Genomic DNA, 18,691 nt, shown 5'->3' with positions numbered 1-18,691 from the left:
AGCTTGTCTCGCGAATTTTCCCATTCAAGCTCCATCGGCGAGGTTCGTTCCTAACCTCTTCACTCCCTTGGCATTTCCCGGCGTCGTTTACAGGAACTTTGCTCCACGACATCGATTACGAGTCCGAGGTTTCCTGTATTCTCAGCAGATTGAACCATGCGGATGGCCACGCTCCTGATCGGCATCGCGATAGCTGTGGCCGGATGTCAACGGGAGGAACGACAACTCCGGCTCGATCCACCGGTCGCGGAGGCGCTCGACAAAGTAGCGCTGATGCCGAACGGCATCGGCGGTGCGCCACCTAATGTGTATTTTGCGCTGGAGAAACCTTACGAGGCCAATGCCTACAATCTCAGCCAGGGCAAGCGGCTTTATTCATGGTTCGGCTGCAAGGCCTGCCACCGCAATGGCGAAGGCGGCATCGGCCCCGGCTTCCTCGACGGCTGGTGGTACTACGGCCCCGAGATGGTCTCGATCTTTGCCTCGATCCGCGATGGCCGGCCACACGGCATGCCGGCCTATCGCGACAAGATGACCACCGATCAGATCTGGCAGCTCGCGGGCTACGTGCAGACGATCGGCTCTTATGCCGGCAAGACTGCCGCCCCGAGCCGCAACGACGAGAACCATACGCGGCCTGCGGAAAACCGCGCGCCGGCGAAAATCCTGTTCGACCCGGGACCGACGCCGCTCCATCCGGATCAAGGGCCGACGCCGTGATACGACACGCGACCAGGCTTGTATGCGTCGTTACACCTGCGCTCCTGCTGGCCGGCTGCAGCGGCTGGCAGTCGGCGCTGGATGCGCATGGCGCGCCAGCGATGAGCCTGAAGCAATTGATCATCTTGATCGTAGCGGTGTGCTCCGTGGTCTGGATGCTGGTGATGATCGTGCTGATCATCACCTTGTCGCGCAATCGCCGGGAACGTCCGTTGCCGATCGCACCGCAGCCTTCGACGCAGCGGCGCATGACAATCACCATCGTCGCCGCGGTCGCGGCCACGACCGTCGTCATCAGCGGATTCACCGTCATGAGTTTCTTTGCGACGCGCGCGCTGGGCGTTACCGCCAACGACGAGTTGACGATCAAGGTGCGCGGCCTGCAGTGGTGGTGGAGCGTCGAATATTTGGCGCGAGCCCGGAGGAACGGTTCGAAACCGCCAATGAGATTCACATTCCCGTCGGTCGCAACGTACGTCTCCGGCTCGAGGGGCTCGATGTCATCCACTCCTTCTGGGTGCCTAGCCTAGCCGGCAAGCAGGACCTTGTCCCGGGCCGCGCCAACGAGCTGCTCATTCGCGCCGAAAACCCTGGCATCTATCGCGGGCAGTGCGCGGAATTCTGCGGAATGCAGCATGCGCACATGGCGTTCCTGGTCATTGCGGAAGGCGAGGCTGAATTCGACAGGTGGACAAGCGCACAGCGGCAGCCGGCCATCCAGCCATCCGAAGAAGAGCTCGCTGCAGGCCAGCACGCGTTTCTCGCGAAGCCATGTGCAGCTTGCCACACGGTTCGCGGCACGGCGGCATCGGGCACGACCGGTCCCGACCTGACCCATATCGGCGGCCGCAAATACATCGCTGCTGGCCTGTTCGAGACAACACGCGGATCGCTCGCGGCGTGGATCGCCGACCCGCAAACGATCAAGCCAGGCAATAATATGCCCACGGTGCCGCTCACGCCCGAGGAGCTGCGCGCGGTGTCGGCCTATCTGGCGAGCCTGAAATGAAGGCGAACATAAGCGGACCGGATACGCGCGACACCGATCTCGAGCGAAGCCGGCTGAAGGCCGAGCTCGCGGAAACCTGGAAGACGCCTTGCGGATTGTGGGGTGCGCTTGCAACGGTCGACCACAAGATCATCGGCCGACGCTACATCCTGACGGCCTTCGTGTTTCTCGCGCTTGGGGGCATTCTCGCCGCGCTGATGCGGATCCAGCTCGCACAGCCGGAAGCGCGCTTGATGGGGCCAGACCGCTATAACCAGATCTTCACGATGCACGGTGCGAACATGATGTTCCTGTTTGCTGTGCCCGTGATGGAAGCGATGGCGGTGTATCTGGTGCCGCTGATGGTCGGCACGCGCAACATCGCCTTTCCTCGGCTGAATGCGTTCTCCTACTGGATCTATCTCGCCGGAGGTGCGCTGCTCTGGCTCTCCTTTGCGCTCGACATGGCTCCCGACGTCGGCTGGTTCGCCTATGTGCCACTCTCCGGCCCGCAATACGGCGCCGGCAAGCGTGCCGACATCTGGGCACAGATGATCACGTTCACCGAGCTCTCGGCGCTAGCCGTGGCCGTCGAGCTCGTCGTGACGATCTTCAAGCAGCGCGCGCCGGGCATGACGCTCGACCGCATTCCCGTGTTCGTCTGGGCAATGCTGGTAACCGCGTTCCTTGTCATCATGGCGATGCCGGCGATCATGGTCGCGAGCACCAGCCTGATTCTCGACCGGCTCGTCGGCACGCACTTCTACAATCCCGCGGAAGGCGGTGACGTGCTGTTGTGGCAGCATCTGTTCTGGTTCTTCGGCCACCCCGAGGTTTACATCATCTTCCTTCCGGCGGCCGGCATGGTCTCCACGATGATCGAGCCGTTCGCCCGTCGTCCGGCATTCGGTTATCTCGCGTTGGTGATGGCCCTGATCGCAACCGGCATCCTGTCGTTCGGGCTATGGGTACACCACATGTTCGTCGCTGGATTGCCGAGGCTGGGCAACAGCTTCTTCACAGCTTCCAGCATGGCCATCGCGATCCCGGCCGGCATCCAGATCTTTTGCTGGCTCGGGACATTGTGGGACGGCAAGCCCCTGTTCGCGACGCCGTTGCTGTTCATCATCGGATTCATCGTGACCTTCGTCATCGGCGGACTGACCGGCGTGATGGTGGCCTCCGTGCCCTTCGACACCCAGGTCCACGACACTTATTTCGTCGTGGCGCATTTCCATTATGTGCTGATCGGCGGCGCCGTCTTCCCGCTGCTCGGCGCCGTCCACTATTGGTTTCCCAAGATCACGGGACGGATGATGAGCGAGACACTCGGGAAATGGTCGTTCTGGCTGATCTTCATCGGATTCAACCTCACGTTCTTTCCCATGCATATCCTTGGCCTGCAGGGCATGCCGCGCCGGATCTATACCTACCAGCCGGACATGCCATGGCATGGCATGAACCTGTTTGCCAGCCTGAGCGCAATCATCCTGGTCGCCGGTTTCCTGCTTTTCTTTCTCAATGCCATTGGCAGCGCCCGCTCCGGGGCGGCAGCTCGCGACAATCCGTGGGACGCGCCGACGCTGGAATGGGCGACGGCTTCGCCGCCGCCGAGCTACAATTTTGCGCGCATACCGGCCGTGAGCAGCTCCCATCCGCTCTGGGATCGCAGCGACATCCTTGCCGTCGCGAGCGGCTTGCGCACCGATCGGCGCGAACTGGTCGTCACCTCGCTGGTCACCGCCGAGCCGCAGGCGCGTGAGGCTTCGCCGCGGAATTCGATCTGGCCATTGTGGGCGGCGATCGCAACGACGGTGATGCTGATCTGGTCGATCTTCTCACCTTGGGCGGTGGTCTGGGGTTCGATCCCGATCGCGATCACCCTCATCGGCTGGTTCTGGCCGAAGGGCACGCCGGAGGACGAGTCATGAAGGAGAGAGTTACACTCGACCTCTCAAAGCTCCCCCTGCACGGCATGGGCAGCGCCAGTGTCACTTGGTGGGGCACGCTTGCCTTCATGCTGATCGAGGGCACCGGCTTTGGGCTCGTCCTCGCGGTCTATCTCTATCTCATGAGCCTGGCTGCGACCTGGCCGATCGATGCGCCGAAGCCCGACCTGCTGCCGGGCACGCTGGTGACGCTGATCCTGCTGGCAAGCCTCGTCCCGAACGTCTGGATGTCACGCTTGGCGGAGCAACAGGACCTCCGCAAGATCAGGATCGGAATGGTTGTGATGTCGCTCTTCGGCGTTGCGCCGCTGATCGTGCGTATCTTCGAATTTCCCGCACTTGGGATTAGCTGGGACACCAACGCCTATGGCTCGATCGTCTGGACGCTGCTGGGCCTGCACACGACCCACATCGTGACCGATCTCGTCGATACGCTAGTGCTCGCCGCGTTGATGTTCACCCGCCACGGCAACAATGCAAGGCGGTTCGGCGACGTCCAGGACAACGCGATGTATTGGAACTTTGTCGTCGCCACCTGGCTTCCGATCTACGGCTGCATCTACTGGATCCCGCGGCTATGAGCACGTTAAGGATTGTATCCCATCTTCTGCTCTGGGCCGGCCTCTGGCTCGCGCCGCTCGTCTGGGCCGTGAACATGCAACTCGGACAAATCCTGCCCTATGCTGACTGCCGCTCGCAACTGCATGCGTCCGCCATTGCCTCGTTCATAGGTTCCATGATCGCTGCCCTTGCGGGGCTTGCCTCATGGCGATCAGCGAGACCAGCATCTGCGCAGACTGCGGCATCCGACGAGACGGCTTCCTTTGTCGGCGTGCTCAGCAGCCTTGCCGCGCTTGTCTTCACTTTTGCCCTGCTTATGCAGGGCATTGCTTCGACGGTGCTGACCGGATGCGAAAGATAGCCTCTTCCCTGCTCATATTGCTGTTGGCAACCCCGGCGGATGCCCATGGCGTCGAGCAGTCTCTCGACGGCGCGAGCTGGACCTTCGACTGTTGGATCATTGTCCCTCTTCTCGCATTCGGCGGAATGTACGCCATTGGTGCGCTTACGCTGTCGCAGCGGCGAGGATGGAACGGCGGCGCCCGGAACTGGCGCGATATCGCCTGCCTCGTCGGCTGGCTTTCCCTTGCTGCCGCCCTGGTTTCTCCGCTGCACTGGCTCGGCGAACGTCTTTTCACGTTTCACATGGTGGAGCACGAGATCATCATGGCCGTGGCGGCACCGCTGATTGCCATCGCCCGGCCGGTTGGGACATTGTTGTGGTCGCTGCCGCGACGGACACGTCTGAATATGGGTCGCCTGATGCGGCATCCAGTCACCCGTACGACATGGAACTGGCTGAGCGCTGGACGCAACGCCACCTTGCTGCATGGCGTTGCGATCTGGGCATGGCATGCCCCGGTGCTGTTCGACGCCGCGGTCGACAACCTGCTGCTGCATCGACTACAGCATCTCAGCTTCTTTGTGACGGCGGTGTTGTTCTGGTGGTCAGTATTTCGCCGCAGCGAGACAGGCGCGGCGGCCTGGCACGTGTTCGTTACCATGCTGCACACTAGCTTGCTCGGCGCGCTGATGGCGCTGGCACCGCGCGTGCTCTATCAGCAGCAGACGGCCGCGTCCGCGGCTTGGGGCCTGACGCCGCTGGAGGATCAGCAACTCGCCGGGATTATCATGTGGGTGCCGGCAGGCACGATCTACGCTGGCGCCGCGCTGGCGCTGATCGCGATCTGGATCAAGGGAGCGGGAAAGACTGCAGGACAAGCCGATGTCGTCGCTCCCTAGACCTCGCGTGTGGGTACTCGTACTTACAGCAATCTGCGTCGCTGCAGCTATCGCGGCGCAGCTTGCGTGGAACTCCCAACATCAGACGGAGAGGGTTGCCCGTGCGATGACCGGTGGCGATCCTTCGCACGCGCCGGAGATCATGCGCCGTTACGGCTGCACGGGATGCCACACGATCCCGGGTGTTGCCGGCGCCGACGGCCAGGTCGGCACGCCGCTCGCCGGTCTGCGCGGCCGTGTTTACATTGCCGGCGTCGCGGCGAACTCGCCCGACAACCTGGTTCGGTGGATCGTGGCGCCGCAGGCCTTTTCGCCGCGCACGGCGATGCCGGCCACCGGAATCGCCGAGGCTGAGGCGGGCGATGTCGCCGCCTATCTCTACGCCCGGTAACATGAGGAATAGAGTCATGGGGTCGGCGTCGGCCGTGCCGGCAGCGATTTGATGTAGAACGCGATCGCCTCGCGATCGTTCTCGGGCAACATCGCTGTGTTGGTGACGACATCGGCCATCGACGACCCGACGCGGCCATGGCCAGGCGTTTTCCCGGTTCGGAGCATCTCGATCAGATCCTGTTCCGGCCACTGGTCGAGGCCTTTTGGCGTGATGTTCGGGTAATAACCCGCCCCCTCCGGATCCTGACCGCCGGCATAGCGTGTCTTTGCCTTGATGCCGCCGAACATGTCGCGCGAAGAGTGGCACTCGGCACAATGTGCGAGTGCTTCCACGAGATATCGGCCCCGATTCCATTTCTCGTCGCGAGCAGGATCAGGCGCGAGCGGACCAGGCCTGAAATAAAGAATTTTCCAGAATCCGATGAAGCGGCGAACGCTAAACAGCGAGACCAGCTCGTGCGGAGGCGGCCGCCCTTTGACCGCCGGCAACGTCCGCAGATACGCCATCAGGTCCGCGACATCTTGCGGGTGCATATGCGTAAAGCTGGCATAGGGAAATACTGGATAATAGTGCGTTCCGCTCGGGGACACGCCGTTGAGCAGCGCGTTAGCCAAATCCTTCGTTTGCCAATTGCCGATGCCGTCCACCGGATCCATTGAGATGTTGGGCGCACGAAACGTCCCATAGGGCGAGGCGAGAGCGAGTCCTCCGCCCAGGTGCAGTCGATCAGCCTGACCCGGTGATGCGTGGCACGAGGCGCAATCGCCTGCAGCAAAAACCATCTTACCGCGGACCGCATCCCCAGCTTTATCCTGAAAACGGGCAAGGTCCGGGGAAGCGAAACGCCGTGGCGCGGTGATCAACCAGGCACCAACAGCGAGAACCACTGCGGTCGCAATTCCTGCGCTAAACCATATGCGCGCGCGCATCTAACCCTTACATGATTGTCTTCCCGGCTGCACTAACGCGCCCGATTTCCTCGCCGTTCCCTGGCCTCTCGATCTGCCACTATGGCGGCACCGAAGCGATAGCCCGTGTAGGGGGTAAATTGGATGTAGGGGTAAATCGGAACTTCGGGTTTCGTCGAGGCGATGCTGCGCAGCGCCGGGTTCGTCATTGACGTGCGAGGGCCGCCGCCCCTTGGCGGCGCTGCACGATGGTCGCAGTTCAGGCCTGGACCTGTACGGCTCACCGGAAGAAATGGAACGGCAGGTCCATATGCGCGTTCACGCTCTCGTCATGCCGCACTACTTCTTTCATATTTCGAATGGTCATCCATTCAAAGACACATCAGGCGAAGAGCTGCCGGACGACAATGCCGCTTGGCAAGAAGCGCTGAGGACCGTGCGGGATATCGAGGTGAATTTGGATCTCGATGGCGCGAACGTCTGGTCCGTTGAAGTCAAGCGCGAAGACAGGTCGATCTTTCAGATCCATGTATCCGCGCGCAGGACTGATCTTGATCCAAGTTAAAGATCGGGGTGTTGATGCAGATAGGTTGGGTCGAACCCAGCGAGCTGCTCCAATTTCTTCCGCTCTAGGAGATGGAAATTGGCCCGGTTGACAGTGAGAAGCCCCTCTTTCCGCAGATCCTGAAGCACCCGGTTGACATGCACGGTCGAGATGCCGAGGCAATCGGCCAGCTCTACCTGCGTAATCGGAAGCTCAAATCCTCCGTCTCGGGTCCGGCCCACAGCCTCGAGGCGCCGGAAAAGCTCAATAAAGAAGTGCGCCATTCTGGCAGTCGCCGATCTGCGCCCGACGTTGACGATCCATTCCCGGAAGATTGCCGCGTCGATCAATGTTTCCCGCCAAAGCGCCGATGCCACGTTCGGGCGCTCTCGGTTCAATTGCCTCAAAGCATCATGCGGAATGAAGCCGAGCTCACAAGGCGTGAGCGTTACGAGATCATGGTCCATGACCTTGAGGTGGAGGCTCTGGAGATCGGGAATCTCACCGGGAACATGCAATGACAGGATCTGCCGTAGCCCGTCGAAAGTCGTTTTCGAGCGAAACGTAAAACCTTCAGCGAGCAGGCAGCATTCTGCCGGGCGCTCGCCATCGGCGACGATGATCTGACGAGCATCAAGCTCACGGAAGCGAATCGGCAATCTCTGAATCGCCTGGATGTCCTCCCCATCCAACACGTTGGAGGCTGTCAACTTCGTGAGGAGCGCGGTCGCTACTGGTGCCATCATCAATCTGTCCAGCGAGAAGAATGTCAAACCGGGTGCACGCCAAACCTATCTCTGGGCGGTGCCTGAGCGCAGCTGCCGCGGCGGCGGTCCCGGCCGATCCCCGACTAACGCTGGTTATGAAAGCGAGTCTTTAACTTATCATCGTCCTTTCAATCGCGAGCTCCGGGGAACTGCACATCAATCTTAACATGAGTTGGAATCCGAAGGTTCCGAATGGGGCCCGGAAGGATTTGGCCGCAGGTATCGGTCCAAAGATGCCATGGGATTGAGCAACTCGCCCGACTATTCGATCTACTTCGGAAAAAGTATGTCGCGAACATAGCGCGAGGTCGGCGTCAAGCGGGCGGCTCCCGGCTTGAGCCACGCCACTCGATCGATTTCCTTCTTGTCGCCGATCGTCAGCTTGCCTTTCGCGTTCTTGGCAATAAAGATTGCGTCGCTCATCCTCCGGCCAGACCGCTTGTTCTTGGCCTTCAGTTCTTTCCAGAGCCGCAATCTGCCGACTTTGAGACCCGGAAGCTCCTCCTTGATCTCCCGGCGCAGGCATCCTCTTTCGGTTTCGCGCGGCCGCTTACGCCCACCGGGAAACATCCACAAACCATCGGACCGACGCCTGACCAGGAGAACGCGGCCACGCCTGGTCGCAACAAGTTTGGATGACTTCGCCATTCCCAGCTATCCCGCTCCTGCTGCGAACCGTCAATCAATTCTAGCGGGAACGCTACCCTGGAGGGAACAAGCAAAGACGAGAGCGCGAGACTTTGCGAGCGACGGCATCGACAACCTCGACAATCGGGCGCGAAAGGCCCCAGCTCAGGAGCTGGGGCCCCAACACGGCGCTCTCGTGTGCCTAGCCTTGGATAAGACCAGACCGAGCAACTTGGCCTGCTCCGCTAAGCCACGCATTATCATTTGTTGGGTGATGAAACATTGATCCCGCGATCGAGCCGCATTCCACAGCTTTTGCTGAAGAAAAAAGCCCCCGCGACGCGGCGGAGGCTCTTCAGAGCTTGGAGTGGAGGTGGCTCTAGATCCCTATTGAGGCGGCTGGAGTCCCGGGACGAAGCCCACTCATCGATGTAGGCCGCGTGTCGGCCCGGCGGGCTCTTTTCAGCAGCTCGTCCCGCTCCTGGCGGGCATCTGGGCTGCCTGTTTCATGACCTCGTCTGCGGTACGTTAGCGCTCCGAGCGTCGTCTTGCCGCCGCGCAGCCTGGATAAGCTGCTCGGCGATATATTTCCGGCTGGTGTGGTCGCCGCCATTCGGCAGTTCGGCGCAAGTAATCTGTTTTGCGCGATTGCGCCTGCGCTTGACGTGCCTATAGCGAAACCATTCGCCGAGGCGGCAAGGTACATTCAACTATGTAAATACCCCTTAGGCGCGAAGATGTGCCACCTGGGCTGATCAGCGAAGGGCGCGGCGCGTCCGATGTCGTTGGTCTCGATGGAAAATAGGAACTTTGATCTTCATCACGAGTCGCTTTGCAACGGACTCGTTGTTCACCTTCGGGCATCACAGGTTATCCAGTCAGCCACGAGCCGGTGCGGAACGCGGTAGTCATATGCAAACCGGATTTTCATTTTCGAAATTAGTCGACCGCCTTGCGAGCATTGTCGAACTGTCACCCGATGATCTCGACTTGCTCGCGAGAATGCCGAGCAGCATTAGCCATCTTGGACCCCGCCATCATCTGGTCCACAGGGACTGTCAGCCCGACCACTGCCATCTGCTTCTGCAAGGCTATCTTTGCTGGCGGGATCTCGAGAGCCCCGATGGCCAGATCACGTCGATCTACGTGCCCGGTGACGTACCTGACCTTCACACCATCTATGACGGCCGGGTCGATCGCGAGCTGCTCACGCTTGGCCCGGCCGTTGTCGCATCCGTGTCTCACAGGTATTTTCGAGAGATATCTGCGCTATCATCGTCGCTGTCGCGGGCGCTGCTGCGTCTGCTGCTCACTGATGCCTCTTGTTTGCGGCACTGGATCGTCAATCTGGGCAGCCGTGACGCACTGACGCGGGTCGCGCACCTGCTTTGCGAGATCACAATCCGCCTCCGCGCGGTCGGTCTGGCAAAAGACTTCCGAATTCCTTCGCCCTTCACGCAATCGGATCTGGCCACAGCCTGCGGCATTTCCGCCGTTCATGCCAACCGGATCGTTCAAGAATTGCGCCGAAGCAATCTCCTGCAATGGCATTCCAAGACGATCACGGTCACTGACTGGAACGGCCTCGTTCGTCTTGCCAGCTTCGATCCGGATTATCTACGGCTACGCGACTACGACAGCATCGAGCAGCAGTCGGCACCGACCGTTGCCATGGACCGCTTCGGGGCCGACACGTTAATGACCTAAGCTCGGGGATTGGCCAAGTACGGCCGGTTTCGTTCCTTCGCGCTTGCCAGATCGGCGAGCGCGAGCCCGACCTCTTCGATGACGCCGGACCATTCTCCGGGAGCCGACTGGTGAAACAACCGCAGGCTCGGATACCAGAACGTCTTTTTGCCGAAGGCAGGCCATCGCCAGTCGCAATCGCGGTGCAGTAGCACCCAGGCGTCGCAGCCAAGCGCCCCCGCGAGGTGAGCAATCATGGTGTCGACGCAGACGACCAGGTCCAATTGCTCGATCGTTCGGCCAAGCATGCCGATATCCGGTGTACTGATGTCCACTGCACCGATGCCCGCGGCCTGCGCGGCCGCCGGACCTTGCTGCAGCGAATAGAGGTTCACGTCGTTCCCATTGAGACGCTGTAGCAAGGTGGCTGGGATCGCACGCCGCTTGTCCCACTCGCCAACTTCCCAGACCAAGCCAACCGCCAGTCGGTCGCCGGTCCGGGATATCGCTCGGCTATCACGGCCATCCGACGTCAGATAGGGCCTCCGCATCGCGATCGAGCCATATTCAGCCCTGATGGCATGGGGCACTTCCATGATCTCGATGTCGACGTCAAACTCGGCATCGGGCGCTCCATCATTGAGCGGCATGGCGCGGTCGACGCCGTCCATGCGCTCCAACAGTGCCAGCAGCTCGGGCTGGCACCAGAGTGTCACTTCACGCGCAACGGCGCGAAGCGCCGGCATGAAGCGAACGAACTGGATGGTATCGCCGAGACCGTGGTAGCAGCGAACCAGCACCCGCTTGCCGCACAGCGGCTCGCCGCGCCAGATCCGTTGCAGATGGCGCGGCCCCGTATGCTTCTCGGGCCAGATCTGACAGAAGCGCGCCAGGTCGCGATCGTTGATCGCCCAGGCACGTTTGAAATCGGCCGCCCGCATCGCCTCGATCCAGCTGCCTTGCGCCACGTCCGCGGGCAATGAACCGGCCGGATCAATTGACGCTGCGGATGCAGAACTCATCCGGCGGAGGAGCGCCGCACGAATTTATGAAACCGGCTCGGCTTGCCGTCGCTGGTCTCGTCCTGGTACAGGAACGCCAGTTCGGACTCGTCGAACTTGCGGAAGAACTCGTCCCAGCTGATCTCGTCGAGCCCCTCATCCTTAGGGGCGAAATCGATGCGCAAGATGCCGGCGTGCCCGTCCTCTTCGGTCGCCTTGACCGTCGCCGGATGGCCACCTCGCTCTTCCGCCCAGTCCCGGATCACCTCGTGATCTGTGGTCGTATGCGCTTTTCCTTCCGCCGTCCTGGTATGGCTTGCAGTCATTGGCAGCTCCTCATTTGTCGAACCTGGCGGACAGGGCCAGCTTCCGCATCAGGCTGTTCGTCATGAACTCTCCGATTGCGGATTGGTTCTTCCGAGTACGCGACTGCGGCTCATCGCGGACGATGTCTCAGGATCATCTTCTTCATCTTCATCCAGGATACGCTTCGTTCCTGCGCGATCCTAATCTGGGTTAAGCTTTCTCGATTTTGTTTGACCGAAACCGTGCTCGTGTCGCACCGACAGCTTTGCGGCAGGAACGAACATACCTTTCACACGTTCGCCGACCTGCTTACGTCCGCACCACGTAGCGGCTTGCTCCCCGGAGGATCGCGATCCATGCATTCACGTCTTCAAGACAGGCGGCGCGTTCGCGTCGGTCTCGTGGGAGTTGGAAATTGCGCAAGTTCCTTCGTCCAGGGTCTGAACTACTATCGGCATGCCAAGTCGAACGAGCCGGTCCCCGGACTGATGAACGCAGATCTCGGCGGCTATCACGTCAGCGATATCGAGATTTCTTCAGCCTTCGATGTCAACGCTAACAAAGTCGGACGCGATGTGTCAGACGCCATCCTGGCAATGCCAAACAACACGCACCGCTTTTCGGATGTTGCAAGAACCGGCGTTATCGTGCAGCGCGGTCCCGTGCTCGACGGCGTCGGCCGCTACCTGGAAGATGATATTCCGATCGCCGACACGCCTGTGGCCGATGTCGCCGACGTTCTCGCGAGATCGCGCACGGATGTTCTGGTCTCCTATCTACCGGTCGGCTCGCAAGCGGCGAGCGAGTGGTACGCGGAGCGCGCTATCAATGCCGGCTGCGGTTTCGTCAACTGCATTCCCGTCTTCATCGCCTCCGACAGCATCTGGCAGCGCCGCTTCGAGGAAGCGGGTCTGCCGATCATTGGTGACGACATCAAGAGCCAGGTCGGCGCCACGATCCTACATCGCGTGCTGGCCAACCTGTTCCGGGAACGCGGCGTGCGGCTAGATCGCACCTATCAGCTTAACGTCGGCGGCAATACTGATTTCAAGAACATGCTCGAGCGGGAACGCCTGACCTCGAAGAAGATCTCGAAGACACAGGCGGTCACCAGCCAGTTCGAGGTGCCAATGGATGCCGACAATGTGCATGTGGGGCCAAGCGATCATGTTCCCTGGCTCACGGATCGCAAGCTCGCTTTTATCCGCCTGGAAGGCACGACTTTTGGCGGAGTTCCGTTGACCGCCGAGGTCAAGCTTGAAGTCTGGGACTCGCCCAACTCCGCTGGAGTTGTGATCGACGCCGTCCGCTGCGTCAAACTCGCAATGGACCGCGGCCTCTCGGGAGCACTGACCGGTCCGTCGAGCTATTTCATGAAATCTCCCCCCTGCCAGTTCACCGACGAGGAAGCACGCCGCCAGACGCGTACTTTCATCGATGACAAGGCGTGAGCCAATGGTGCAGACCATTCACCTTGTTCGCCACGGTCATCATGCGCTGCTCGGGCAAATGCTTTGTGGCCGGATGGCCGGCGTTGAGCTCGATGACTTCGGCTGTCGGCAGATGGCGTGCGGCGCCGAGCTGATCCGGCACGCCCCTTCCGCGGTTCAGGCGAGCCCGCAGCCGCGCGCGCGACAATCAGCGGCCATTCTAGCCTGGCGTTTCCGCCTGCCGGTCGAGATCGTACCGGCGGTCGACGAGATCGACTGTGGCGACTGGACCGGTCGGCCATTCGCGGCGCTCAAAAACGATCCGGCCTGGGCGCGGTGGAATGAGGAACGAGCCGCAAGCTGTCCGCCAAACGGCGAAAGCATGCATATCCTGCAGCAGCGGGTCGTCGAGCATGTGGAACAGCTCGGTCGCGACCGGACCGAGGGCACGGTCGTCATCGTCAGCCACGCCGAACCGATCCGCGCCGCACTGCTGCATTATTCGGGAACTCCGCTCGACAACTTTCTCTCGATCGAGGTCGATCCTGCCAGCGTCAGCACTCTGGTCGTTGACAAGGCGGGGATCCGCATCGCGCAAATCAATCAACGGGTGCCGGCGTGAAGATCGTGATTTTCGGTCTGACGATCTCATCGTCCTGGGGCAATGGCCATGCCACGCTGTGGCGTGGCCTTTGCAAGCATCTTGTGCGATCCGGCCACACGATCGTGTTCTTCGAGCGCGATGTCCCTTATTATGCCGGCGCAAGAGACATGTTCGAGTTGCCGGGCGGGCGCCTGGAGCTGTTCTCGGCGTGGGACGATATCCGCGCCAAGGCGCGTGACCATATCCTTTGCGCCGATGCGGCGATCGTCACCTCCTATTGCCCCGATGCCATCTCGGCGACCGAGCTGATCCTGGATCAGAGCCACGCCATTTCGGTGTTCTATGATCTCGATACGCCCGTCACGCTCTCCAAGCTGCAGGCCGGAGAGGCGGTACCTTATATCGGTCGGGGTGATCTCGGTAGATTTGACCTTGTCCTGAGCTTCACGGGCGGCCCCCGTGTATTGGAGGAGTTCCGCCACAAGCTAGGCGCGCGCAATGTACAACCGCTCTATGGGCACGTCGACGCCGACGTGCATCGGCCAGTGCCGCCGCAACCGCATTATCGCGCCGCGCTCTCCTATCTCGGGACCTATTCGGAAGATCGCCAGCTCGCGCTAGAAACCCTGTTCGTCGAACCGGCGCGCGCAAGGCAGGACCTTCGATTCCTGATTGGCGGCGCGCAATATCCGGACAGTTTTCCGTGGTCCCCCAACATCTATTTCGTTCGGCACCTACCGCCGTCCGAGCACGCGCCGTTCTTTGCCTCGTCTCGGCTGACGCTCAACATCACGCGCCGCGCAATGGCTGAAATGGGCTGGTGTCCGTCAGGCCGCTTGTTCGAAGCGGCGGCGTGTGGCGTACCTCTGCTCAGCGATAGCTGGGACGGTTTCGAGGCATTCTTCGCTCCAGGCGAGGAAATCCTGATAGCGCATGATGAACGCGACACTCTTGCCGCGCTCGACGCGGACGACGCGGAACTCCTGCGTATCGCCAAGCGCGCACGCGAGCGGGCGTTGGACCAGCATAGCTCCGGGAAACGCGCCAGCGAACTCATTGCGCTACTGGAGCAAACGGGGCGCCGAGGCGCACGCCAAACGGAAGCCGAGGAGATCTGAGATGTGGGGCATCGTTCCGGCCGCCGGCCGCGGCAGTCGCATTCAGCCACTGGCGTTTTCGAAGGAGTTGCTGCCGGTCGGGAGCCGGCGCGACAACGGCGCCGACCGCCCCTGCGCCGTCTCCGAATATCTCATCGAGCGCCTGATCCTCGGCGGGGCCGACAAGATCTGCTTCGTCATCTCCCCCGGCAAATCCGACATCCTTGAATATTTCGGCGACCATTACGACACCGCTCAGCTCGCCTACGTCGTGCAGCCGGAAGCTTCGGGACTTTGCGACGCGGTGTTCAGGGCGAGCACCGTCATCGGACATCATGACAGTGTCATGGTCGGGCTGCCCGACACCGTGTGGTTTCCGAAAGGGGCGCTGAAGACGCTGCCGGATGTCGATCTGTCCTTCCTGCTGTTCCCCGTCGAATGTCCCGAATTCTTCGACGCGGTGGTGCTCGACGGCGACAACGTACGGCAGATTCAGGTCAAGCAAGCCGACGCGACTTCGAACTGGATCTGGGGTGCATTCAAGATGTCAGCTACCGGATTTCGCGATCTTCGGCTGCTCTGGAAGCACCGGAGCTGCCGCGACGAATATTTTGGGACACTGGTGAACGCCTACCTCGATGCCGGCGGGCACGGCATCGGCGTTAAATCGGGAGAGTCCTACGTCGATGTCGGCACTGTGAACGGCTACCGCGCCGCAATGGCATTGCTGGCAAACGGCGACGGGGGCGACGGCCGATCGAAACTATCGGCCGGTTCACCGAACGATGCCGTTCGATCATACGTAAACGCGAACAGTGAAGGGGTCTTATGACCAGCGACACGCTCTCTCAAGAGGAAATCCGGCGCCGCGTCGACGCGCTTGGCCCGTGGTTTCATAACCTTGACCTAAGGGGCATCAGCACGGCGCCGGCGCATTTCCTCGGCGATTACCCCGCTGTGAAATGGCGACGGTTCTCCCGCGTCATACCGGAAAACCTCGAAGGAAAAACCGTACTCGATATCGGCTGTAACGCCGGCTTCTATGCCATGGAAATGAAGCGACGCGGCGCCGATCGCGTGCTCGGGCTCGATACCGACGAGGAATATCTGGCGCAAGCCCGGTTTGCCGCGGAAGTGAATGGGCTCAAGATCGAGTTTCGCCAACTATCTGCCTATGACGTCGGCCTGCTCCGGGAGAGATTCGACCTCGTGATTTTCATGGGCGTGCTCTATCACCTTCGCCATCCGCTGCTCGCGCTGGATCTGATCCACGAGCATGTCGCTAAGGATCTTATGCTGTTCCAATCGATGCTGCGCGGCGACAATCGCATCGATCCCGTCGACAAGAACTACGATTTCTGGACAGCGGACCAGTTCGATTGTTCGGGGTATCCGAAATTGCACTTCATCGAGAACAACTACGCTGATGATCCAACCAATTGGTGGGTGCCGAACCGCGCTTGCGTCGAGGCGATGCTGCGCAGCGCCGGGTTCGTCATTGTAGCCCATCCCGAAGATGAGGTCTATTTCTGCCGGAGGGCGACACGGCCCCAGGACGAGGGTCCAGTCTATCCATCGCAGGGCGCAATCCGATGATTGAAGCGGCGAAGATCTGGAACGAGCCGAATAACAAGTCGCATTGGGATATCCTGATCGATCCAGACTGGGTGAAGTTCGCCGAGCTCGCTGTCGCTGCGGGTAAGGCGATCCGCGCCGTTCATCCGGTACTGCCGCGGGTGCTCGGCGGCATTTCGCCGATAGACCCCTCCTTTATGCGCAACATGCAGACGCGCGGCGTACTTGAGCATTTCGAGGCGGTCGCCGTACACGGCTTTCCGCTTGACTGGAACCTGTGGCAGATCGACGAATGGCCGAATAAGCTTGCGGAAATCAAGGCAATCGTCTCGCTGCCAGTGTGGGTGACGGAAGTCGGCGTCTCCTCGTTTGGAGCCGAGGAGGTGCAAGCCTGGGGGCTCAAGCGCACCGCGGAACTACTGATCGGCCGCGCGCCGCGAATCCACTGGTACAGCCTCTACGATCTGCCCTCCACCTGGGAGGCGACCACGCGGCACAAGGAAGCCGAAGGCTCTTCTTATTACCGGCATTTCCACATGGGGCTGCTGCGCGAGGACGGCACGCCGAAGGCAGGACTGGAGCTATTCGCCGACTATTCGCATGCGATGGGACTATGCCAATGGTTTCACTTCGACGATCATCGCCTCCATGACGCGGTGCGCTGGATGCGCCGGCTCGGCATCAGGCATCTGCGGACCGGCCTGTCCTGGGCTGACAGCTTTCGGCCCAACGCGACTGACTGGTTCGATCGCCAGATGGACGCGCTAGCAGAGTTTGACGTCACCCTTACCTTCTGCTTCACGCCGGAACACCGCGGCATCGCCCCGCACCATACCAGCCCGCCACTTGACCCAAACGAATTTGCCGACTTCTGCGCTGGAATGGTCGAGCGCTATGCGGCCAAGACGGGGCTCAAGACAGGGCTCATGGCTTCTCCCGCACTCATCGAAGCAAGAGAGCAGACATGCGTGCCCTGATCCTCGTGATGGACTCCGTCGGGATCGGTGCCGCTCCGGATGCGAGCCTTTACGGAGACGAAGGAGCCGATACGGTCGGCCATATCGCACACGCCTGTGCACTTGGTCACGCCGATAACGACCGACGCGAAGGCCCCCTTCGCATACCCAACCTCGTCGACCTCGGGCTCGGGGAGGCCTGCCGCCTTGCGACCGGCCGTGTGCCGCCTGGGCTCGATGGCATCGACGCCTCGCCTCGGCAGTTTGGCTGCGCCAGCGAACTGTCCAAGGGCAAGGACACGCCCTCCGGCCACTGGGAGATCGCCGGCGTACCGGTGCCGTTCGACTGGGGATATTTCCTAAGGACCATCCCCTGCTTTCCTTCAGATCTCGTCGAACGTCTGTGCGAGGAAGCGGCCCTGCCCGGCATCATTGGAAACCGACACGCCTCCGGGACCGAGATCATCGATGCGCTCGGCGTGCAGCACATGCAGACCGGCGAAGCGATCTGCTACACTTCCGGCGACAGCGTCTTCCAGATCGCAGCCCATGAAGGATGCTTTGGACTCCAGCGGCTCTACGAGGTGTGCGCGATTGCGCGTCGGCTGCTCGATCCTCTGAACATCGGCCGCGTGATCGCGCGCCCCTTTGTCGGCACGTCGAAAGGCGACTTCAGGCGAACGCCGCATCGGCGGGATTTCTCGGTTCCCCCACCCGAACCGACCCTTCTCGACGCCTGTGTAGCAGATGGCCGTGATATCGTCTCGATCGGCAAGATCGACGACATCTTTGCCCACCGCGGCACCGGCCGGAATAAACGCGGCGACAACAACGACGCGCTGTTCTCTTGCACGTTGGACAGCTTGAACAGCCTTGCGGACGGCGGGCTTCTGTTTGCCAATTTTGTCGATTTCGACACCGTCTACGGGCACCGACGCGATGTCGCCGGCTACGCGGCGGCGCTCGAGGCATTCGATGCCCGGCTGCCCGAGCTGATGGCGCGGCTGAAGAGCGACGACCTGCTCGTGATCACCGCGGACCATGGCTGCGATCCAACCTGGAGCGGCACCGATCACACGCGCGAGCAGGTGCCTATCCTGCTCCGCAGCAGCACCCAAAGATCACCGATCGGCAAGCGCGTCGCCTTTTCCGATATCGGCGCAACGGTCGCGGCGCATCTCGGGCTAGCTCCGCTTCGGCATGGCCTTCCGTTTTGAGCAATCCGCCCACGATTTTCACTCATGTTATTGATCGAAGTTAGAGAAAACATTGTTTGTACATTTTTGAGGAACGAACATTCGTTGCACCGCTTCTGACTCCAAATGTGACTGGCGCG

General features: G+C 61.1%; 19 protein-coding genes and 1 pseudogene. 15 read left to right on the top strand and 5 right to left on the bottom strand.

Annotated elements, in window-relative coordinates:
* Positions 1 to 156 precede the first annotated feature (156 nt).
* The 6 genes and pseudogenes from AC5ZGW_RS02780 to AC5ZGW_RS02755 all read left to right on the top strand — a co-directional run bounded on the left by AC5ZGW_RS02780 (position 157) and on the right by AC5ZGW_RS02755 (position 5,851).
* On the top strand, positions 157 to 720 hold the full coding sequence (locus AC5ZGW_RS02780) for a c-type cytochrome (RefSeq protein WP_130222683.1): 564 nt from the start codon (positions 157 to 159) through the stop codon (positions 718 to 720).
* A pseudogene (gene coxB / locus AC5ZGW_RS02775) lies at positions 717 to 1,729 on the top strand (cytochrome c oxidase subunit II). Before AC5ZGW_RS02780 ends, coxB begins: the two are co-directional and overlap by 4 nt.
* Positions 1,726 to 3,639 (top strand): cytochrome c oxidase subunit I, encoded by a 1,914-nt coding sequence (gene ctaD / locus AC5ZGW_RS02770; protein ID WP_130222681.1) that lies wholly within the window; start codon positions 1,726 to 1,728, stop codon positions 3,637 to 3,639. The pseudogene coxB and the gene ctaD overlap by 4 nt, the downstream one beginning before the upstream one ends.
* Positions 3,636 to 4,238 (top strand): cytochrome c oxidase subunit 3, encoded by a 603-nt coding sequence (locus AC5ZGW_RS02765; RefSeq protein WP_130222679.1) that lies wholly within the window; start codon positions 3,636 to 3,638, stop codon positions 4,236 to 4,238. Before ctaD ends, AC5ZGW_RS02765 begins: the two co-directional genes overlap by 4 nt.
* A gap of 328 nt (positions 4,239 to 4,566) precedes the next feature.
* The gene (locus tag AC5ZGW_RS02760) at positions 4,567 to 5,460 is read left to right on the top strand and encodes a cytochrome c oxidase assembly protein (RefSeq protein ID WP_130222818.1); all 894 of its coding nucleotides are present in this window, start codon (positions 4,567 to 4,569) and stop codon (positions 5,458 to 5,460) included.
* The gene (locus AC5ZGW_RS02755) at positions 5,444 to 5,851 is read left to right on the top strand and encodes a c-type cytochrome (RefSeq protein WP_130222677.1); all 408 of its coding nucleotides are present in this window, start codon (positions 5,444 to 5,446) and stop codon (positions 5,849 to 5,851) included. Before AC5ZGW_RS02760 ends, AC5ZGW_RS02755 begins: the two co-directional genes overlap by 17 nt.
* Positions 5,852 to 5,865: 14 nt before the next feature.
* Here the strand turns inward: AC5ZGW_RS02755 and AC5ZGW_RS02750 are convergent, their stop codons facing one another.
* A complete protein-coding gene (locus AC5ZGW_RS02750; RefSeq protein ID WP_130222675.1) occupies positions 5,866 to 6,783 on the bottom strand; it encodes a c-type cytochrome in 918 nt (305 codons plus the stop codon).
* Positions 6,784 to 6,994: 211 nt separating this feature from the next.
* Here AC5ZGW_RS02750 and AC5ZGW_RS02745 point away from each other — a divergent pair, with 211 nt between their 5' ends.
* The gene (locus AC5ZGW_RS02745) at positions 6,995 to 7,327 is read left to right on the top strand and encodes a DUF6894 family protein (RefSeq protein ID WP_130222673.1); all 333 of its coding nucleotides are present in this window, start codon (positions 6,995 to 6,997) and stop codon (positions 7,325 to 7,327) included.
* Here AC5ZGW_RS02745 and AC5ZGW_RS02740 read toward each other — a convergent pair.
* A complete protein-coding gene (locus AC5ZGW_RS02740; RefSeq protein WP_130222671.1) occupies positions 7,324 to 8,052 on the bottom strand; it encodes a Crp/Fnr family transcriptional regulator in 729 nt (242 codons plus the stop codon). The genes AC5ZGW_RS02745 and AC5ZGW_RS02740 overlap by 4 nt on opposite strands.
* Before the next feature lie 291 nt (positions 8,053 to 8,343).
* Positions 8,344 to 8,721 carry an NUDIX hydrolase gene (locus AC5ZGW_RS02735; protein WP_130222670.1) on the bottom strand — a complete coding sequence of 126 codons (378 nt, stop codon included), beginning with the start codon at positions 8,719 to 8,721 and terminating at the stop codon, positions 8,344 to 8,346.
* 789 nt (positions 8,722 to 9,510) lie between these two features.
* Here AC5ZGW_RS02735 and AC5ZGW_RS02730 point away from each other — a divergent pair.
* Positions 9,511 to 10,407, top strand: coding sequence for a Crp/Fnr family transcriptional regulator (locus AC5ZGW_RS02730; RefSeq protein ID WP_245474487.1), 897 nt, complete (start codon positions 9,511 to 9,513; stop codon positions 10,405 to 10,407).
* Here the strand turns inward: AC5ZGW_RS02730 and AC5ZGW_RS02725 are convergent.
* Positions 10,404 to 11,327 (bottom strand): glycosyltransferase family protein, encoded by a 924-nt coding sequence (locus AC5ZGW_RS02725; RefSeq protein ID WP_130222669.1) that lies wholly within the window; start codon positions 11,325 to 11,327, stop codon positions 10,404 to 10,406. The two genes, AC5ZGW_RS02730 and AC5ZGW_RS02725, sit on opposite strands and share 4 nt — an antisense overlap.
* A 77-nt stretch (positions 11,328 to 11,404) precedes the next feature.
* Positions 11,405 to 11,713 carry a hypothetical protein gene (locus AC5ZGW_RS02720; RefSeq protein ID WP_130222668.1) on the bottom strand — a complete coding sequence of 103 codons (309 nt, stop codon included), beginning with the start codon at positions 11,711 to 11,713 and terminating at the stop codon, positions 11,405 to 11,407.
* Positions 11,714 to 12,049: 336 nt separating this feature from the next.
* Between AC5ZGW_RS02720 and AC5ZGW_RS02715 the strand changes: the two genes are divergently transcribed.
* Genes AC5ZGW_RS02715 through AC5ZGW_RS02685 form a run of 7 tightly spaced genes read left to right on the top strand, consistent with a single transcriptional unit; the run spans position 12,050 to position 18,572 of the window.
* Positions 12,050 to 13,144, top strand: coding sequence for an inositol-3-phosphate synthase (locus tag AC5ZGW_RS02715; protein WP_130222667.1), 1,095 nt, complete (start codon positions 12,050 to 12,052; stop codon positions 13,142 to 13,144).
* A 4-nt stretch (positions 13,145 to 13,148) separates the two neighbouring features.
* Complete coding sequence (locus AC5ZGW_RS02710) at positions 13,149 to 13,745, top strand: histidine phosphatase family protein (RefSeq protein WP_130222666.1); 597 nt, start codon at positions 13,149 to 13,151, stop codon at positions 13,743 to 13,745.
* Positions 13,742 to 14,845, top strand: a complete 1,104-nt coding sequence (locus tag AC5ZGW_RS02705; protein WP_130222665.1) for a CgeB family protein — start codon at positions 13,742 to 13,744, stop codon at positions 14,843 to 14,845. The genes AC5ZGW_RS02710 and AC5ZGW_RS02705 overlap by 4 nt, the downstream gene beginning before the upstream one ends.
* Position 14,846: 1 nt before the next feature.
* Entirely contained in the window at positions 14,847 to 15,656 is an 810-nt protein-coding gene (locus tag AC5ZGW_RS02700; RefSeq protein WP_130222664.1) for a nucleotidyltransferase family protein, read from the top strand.
* Positions 15,653 to 16,420, top strand: coding sequence for a TIGR04290 family methyltransferase (locus AC5ZGW_RS02695; protein WP_130222663.1), 768 nt, complete (start codon positions 15,653 to 15,655; stop codon positions 16,418 to 16,420). Before AC5ZGW_RS02700 ends, AC5ZGW_RS02695 begins: the two co-directional genes overlap by 4 nt.
* A complete protein-coding gene (locus tag AC5ZGW_RS02690; RefSeq protein ID WP_130222661.1) occupies positions 16,417 to 17,376 on the top strand; it encodes a glycoside hydrolase 5 family protein in 960 nt (319 codons plus the stop codon). The genes AC5ZGW_RS02695 and AC5ZGW_RS02690 overlap by 4 nt, the downstream gene beginning before the upstream one ends.
* Positions 17,364 to 18,572: a phosphopentomutase gene (locus tag AC5ZGW_RS02685; RefSeq protein WP_130222659.1), complete on the top strand. Its 1,209-nt coding sequence runs from the start codon at positions 17,364 to 17,366 to the stop codon at positions 18,570 to 18,572. Before AC5ZGW_RS02690 ends, AC5ZGW_RS02685 begins: the two co-directional genes overlap by 13 nt.
* Positions 18,573 to 18,691: the final 119 nt, after the last annotated feature.

It is taken from the genome of Bradyrhizobium sp. Crot121 (assembly GCF_059512385.1).
This window is presented reverse-complemented; position numbering and strand designations above follow the sequence as displayed.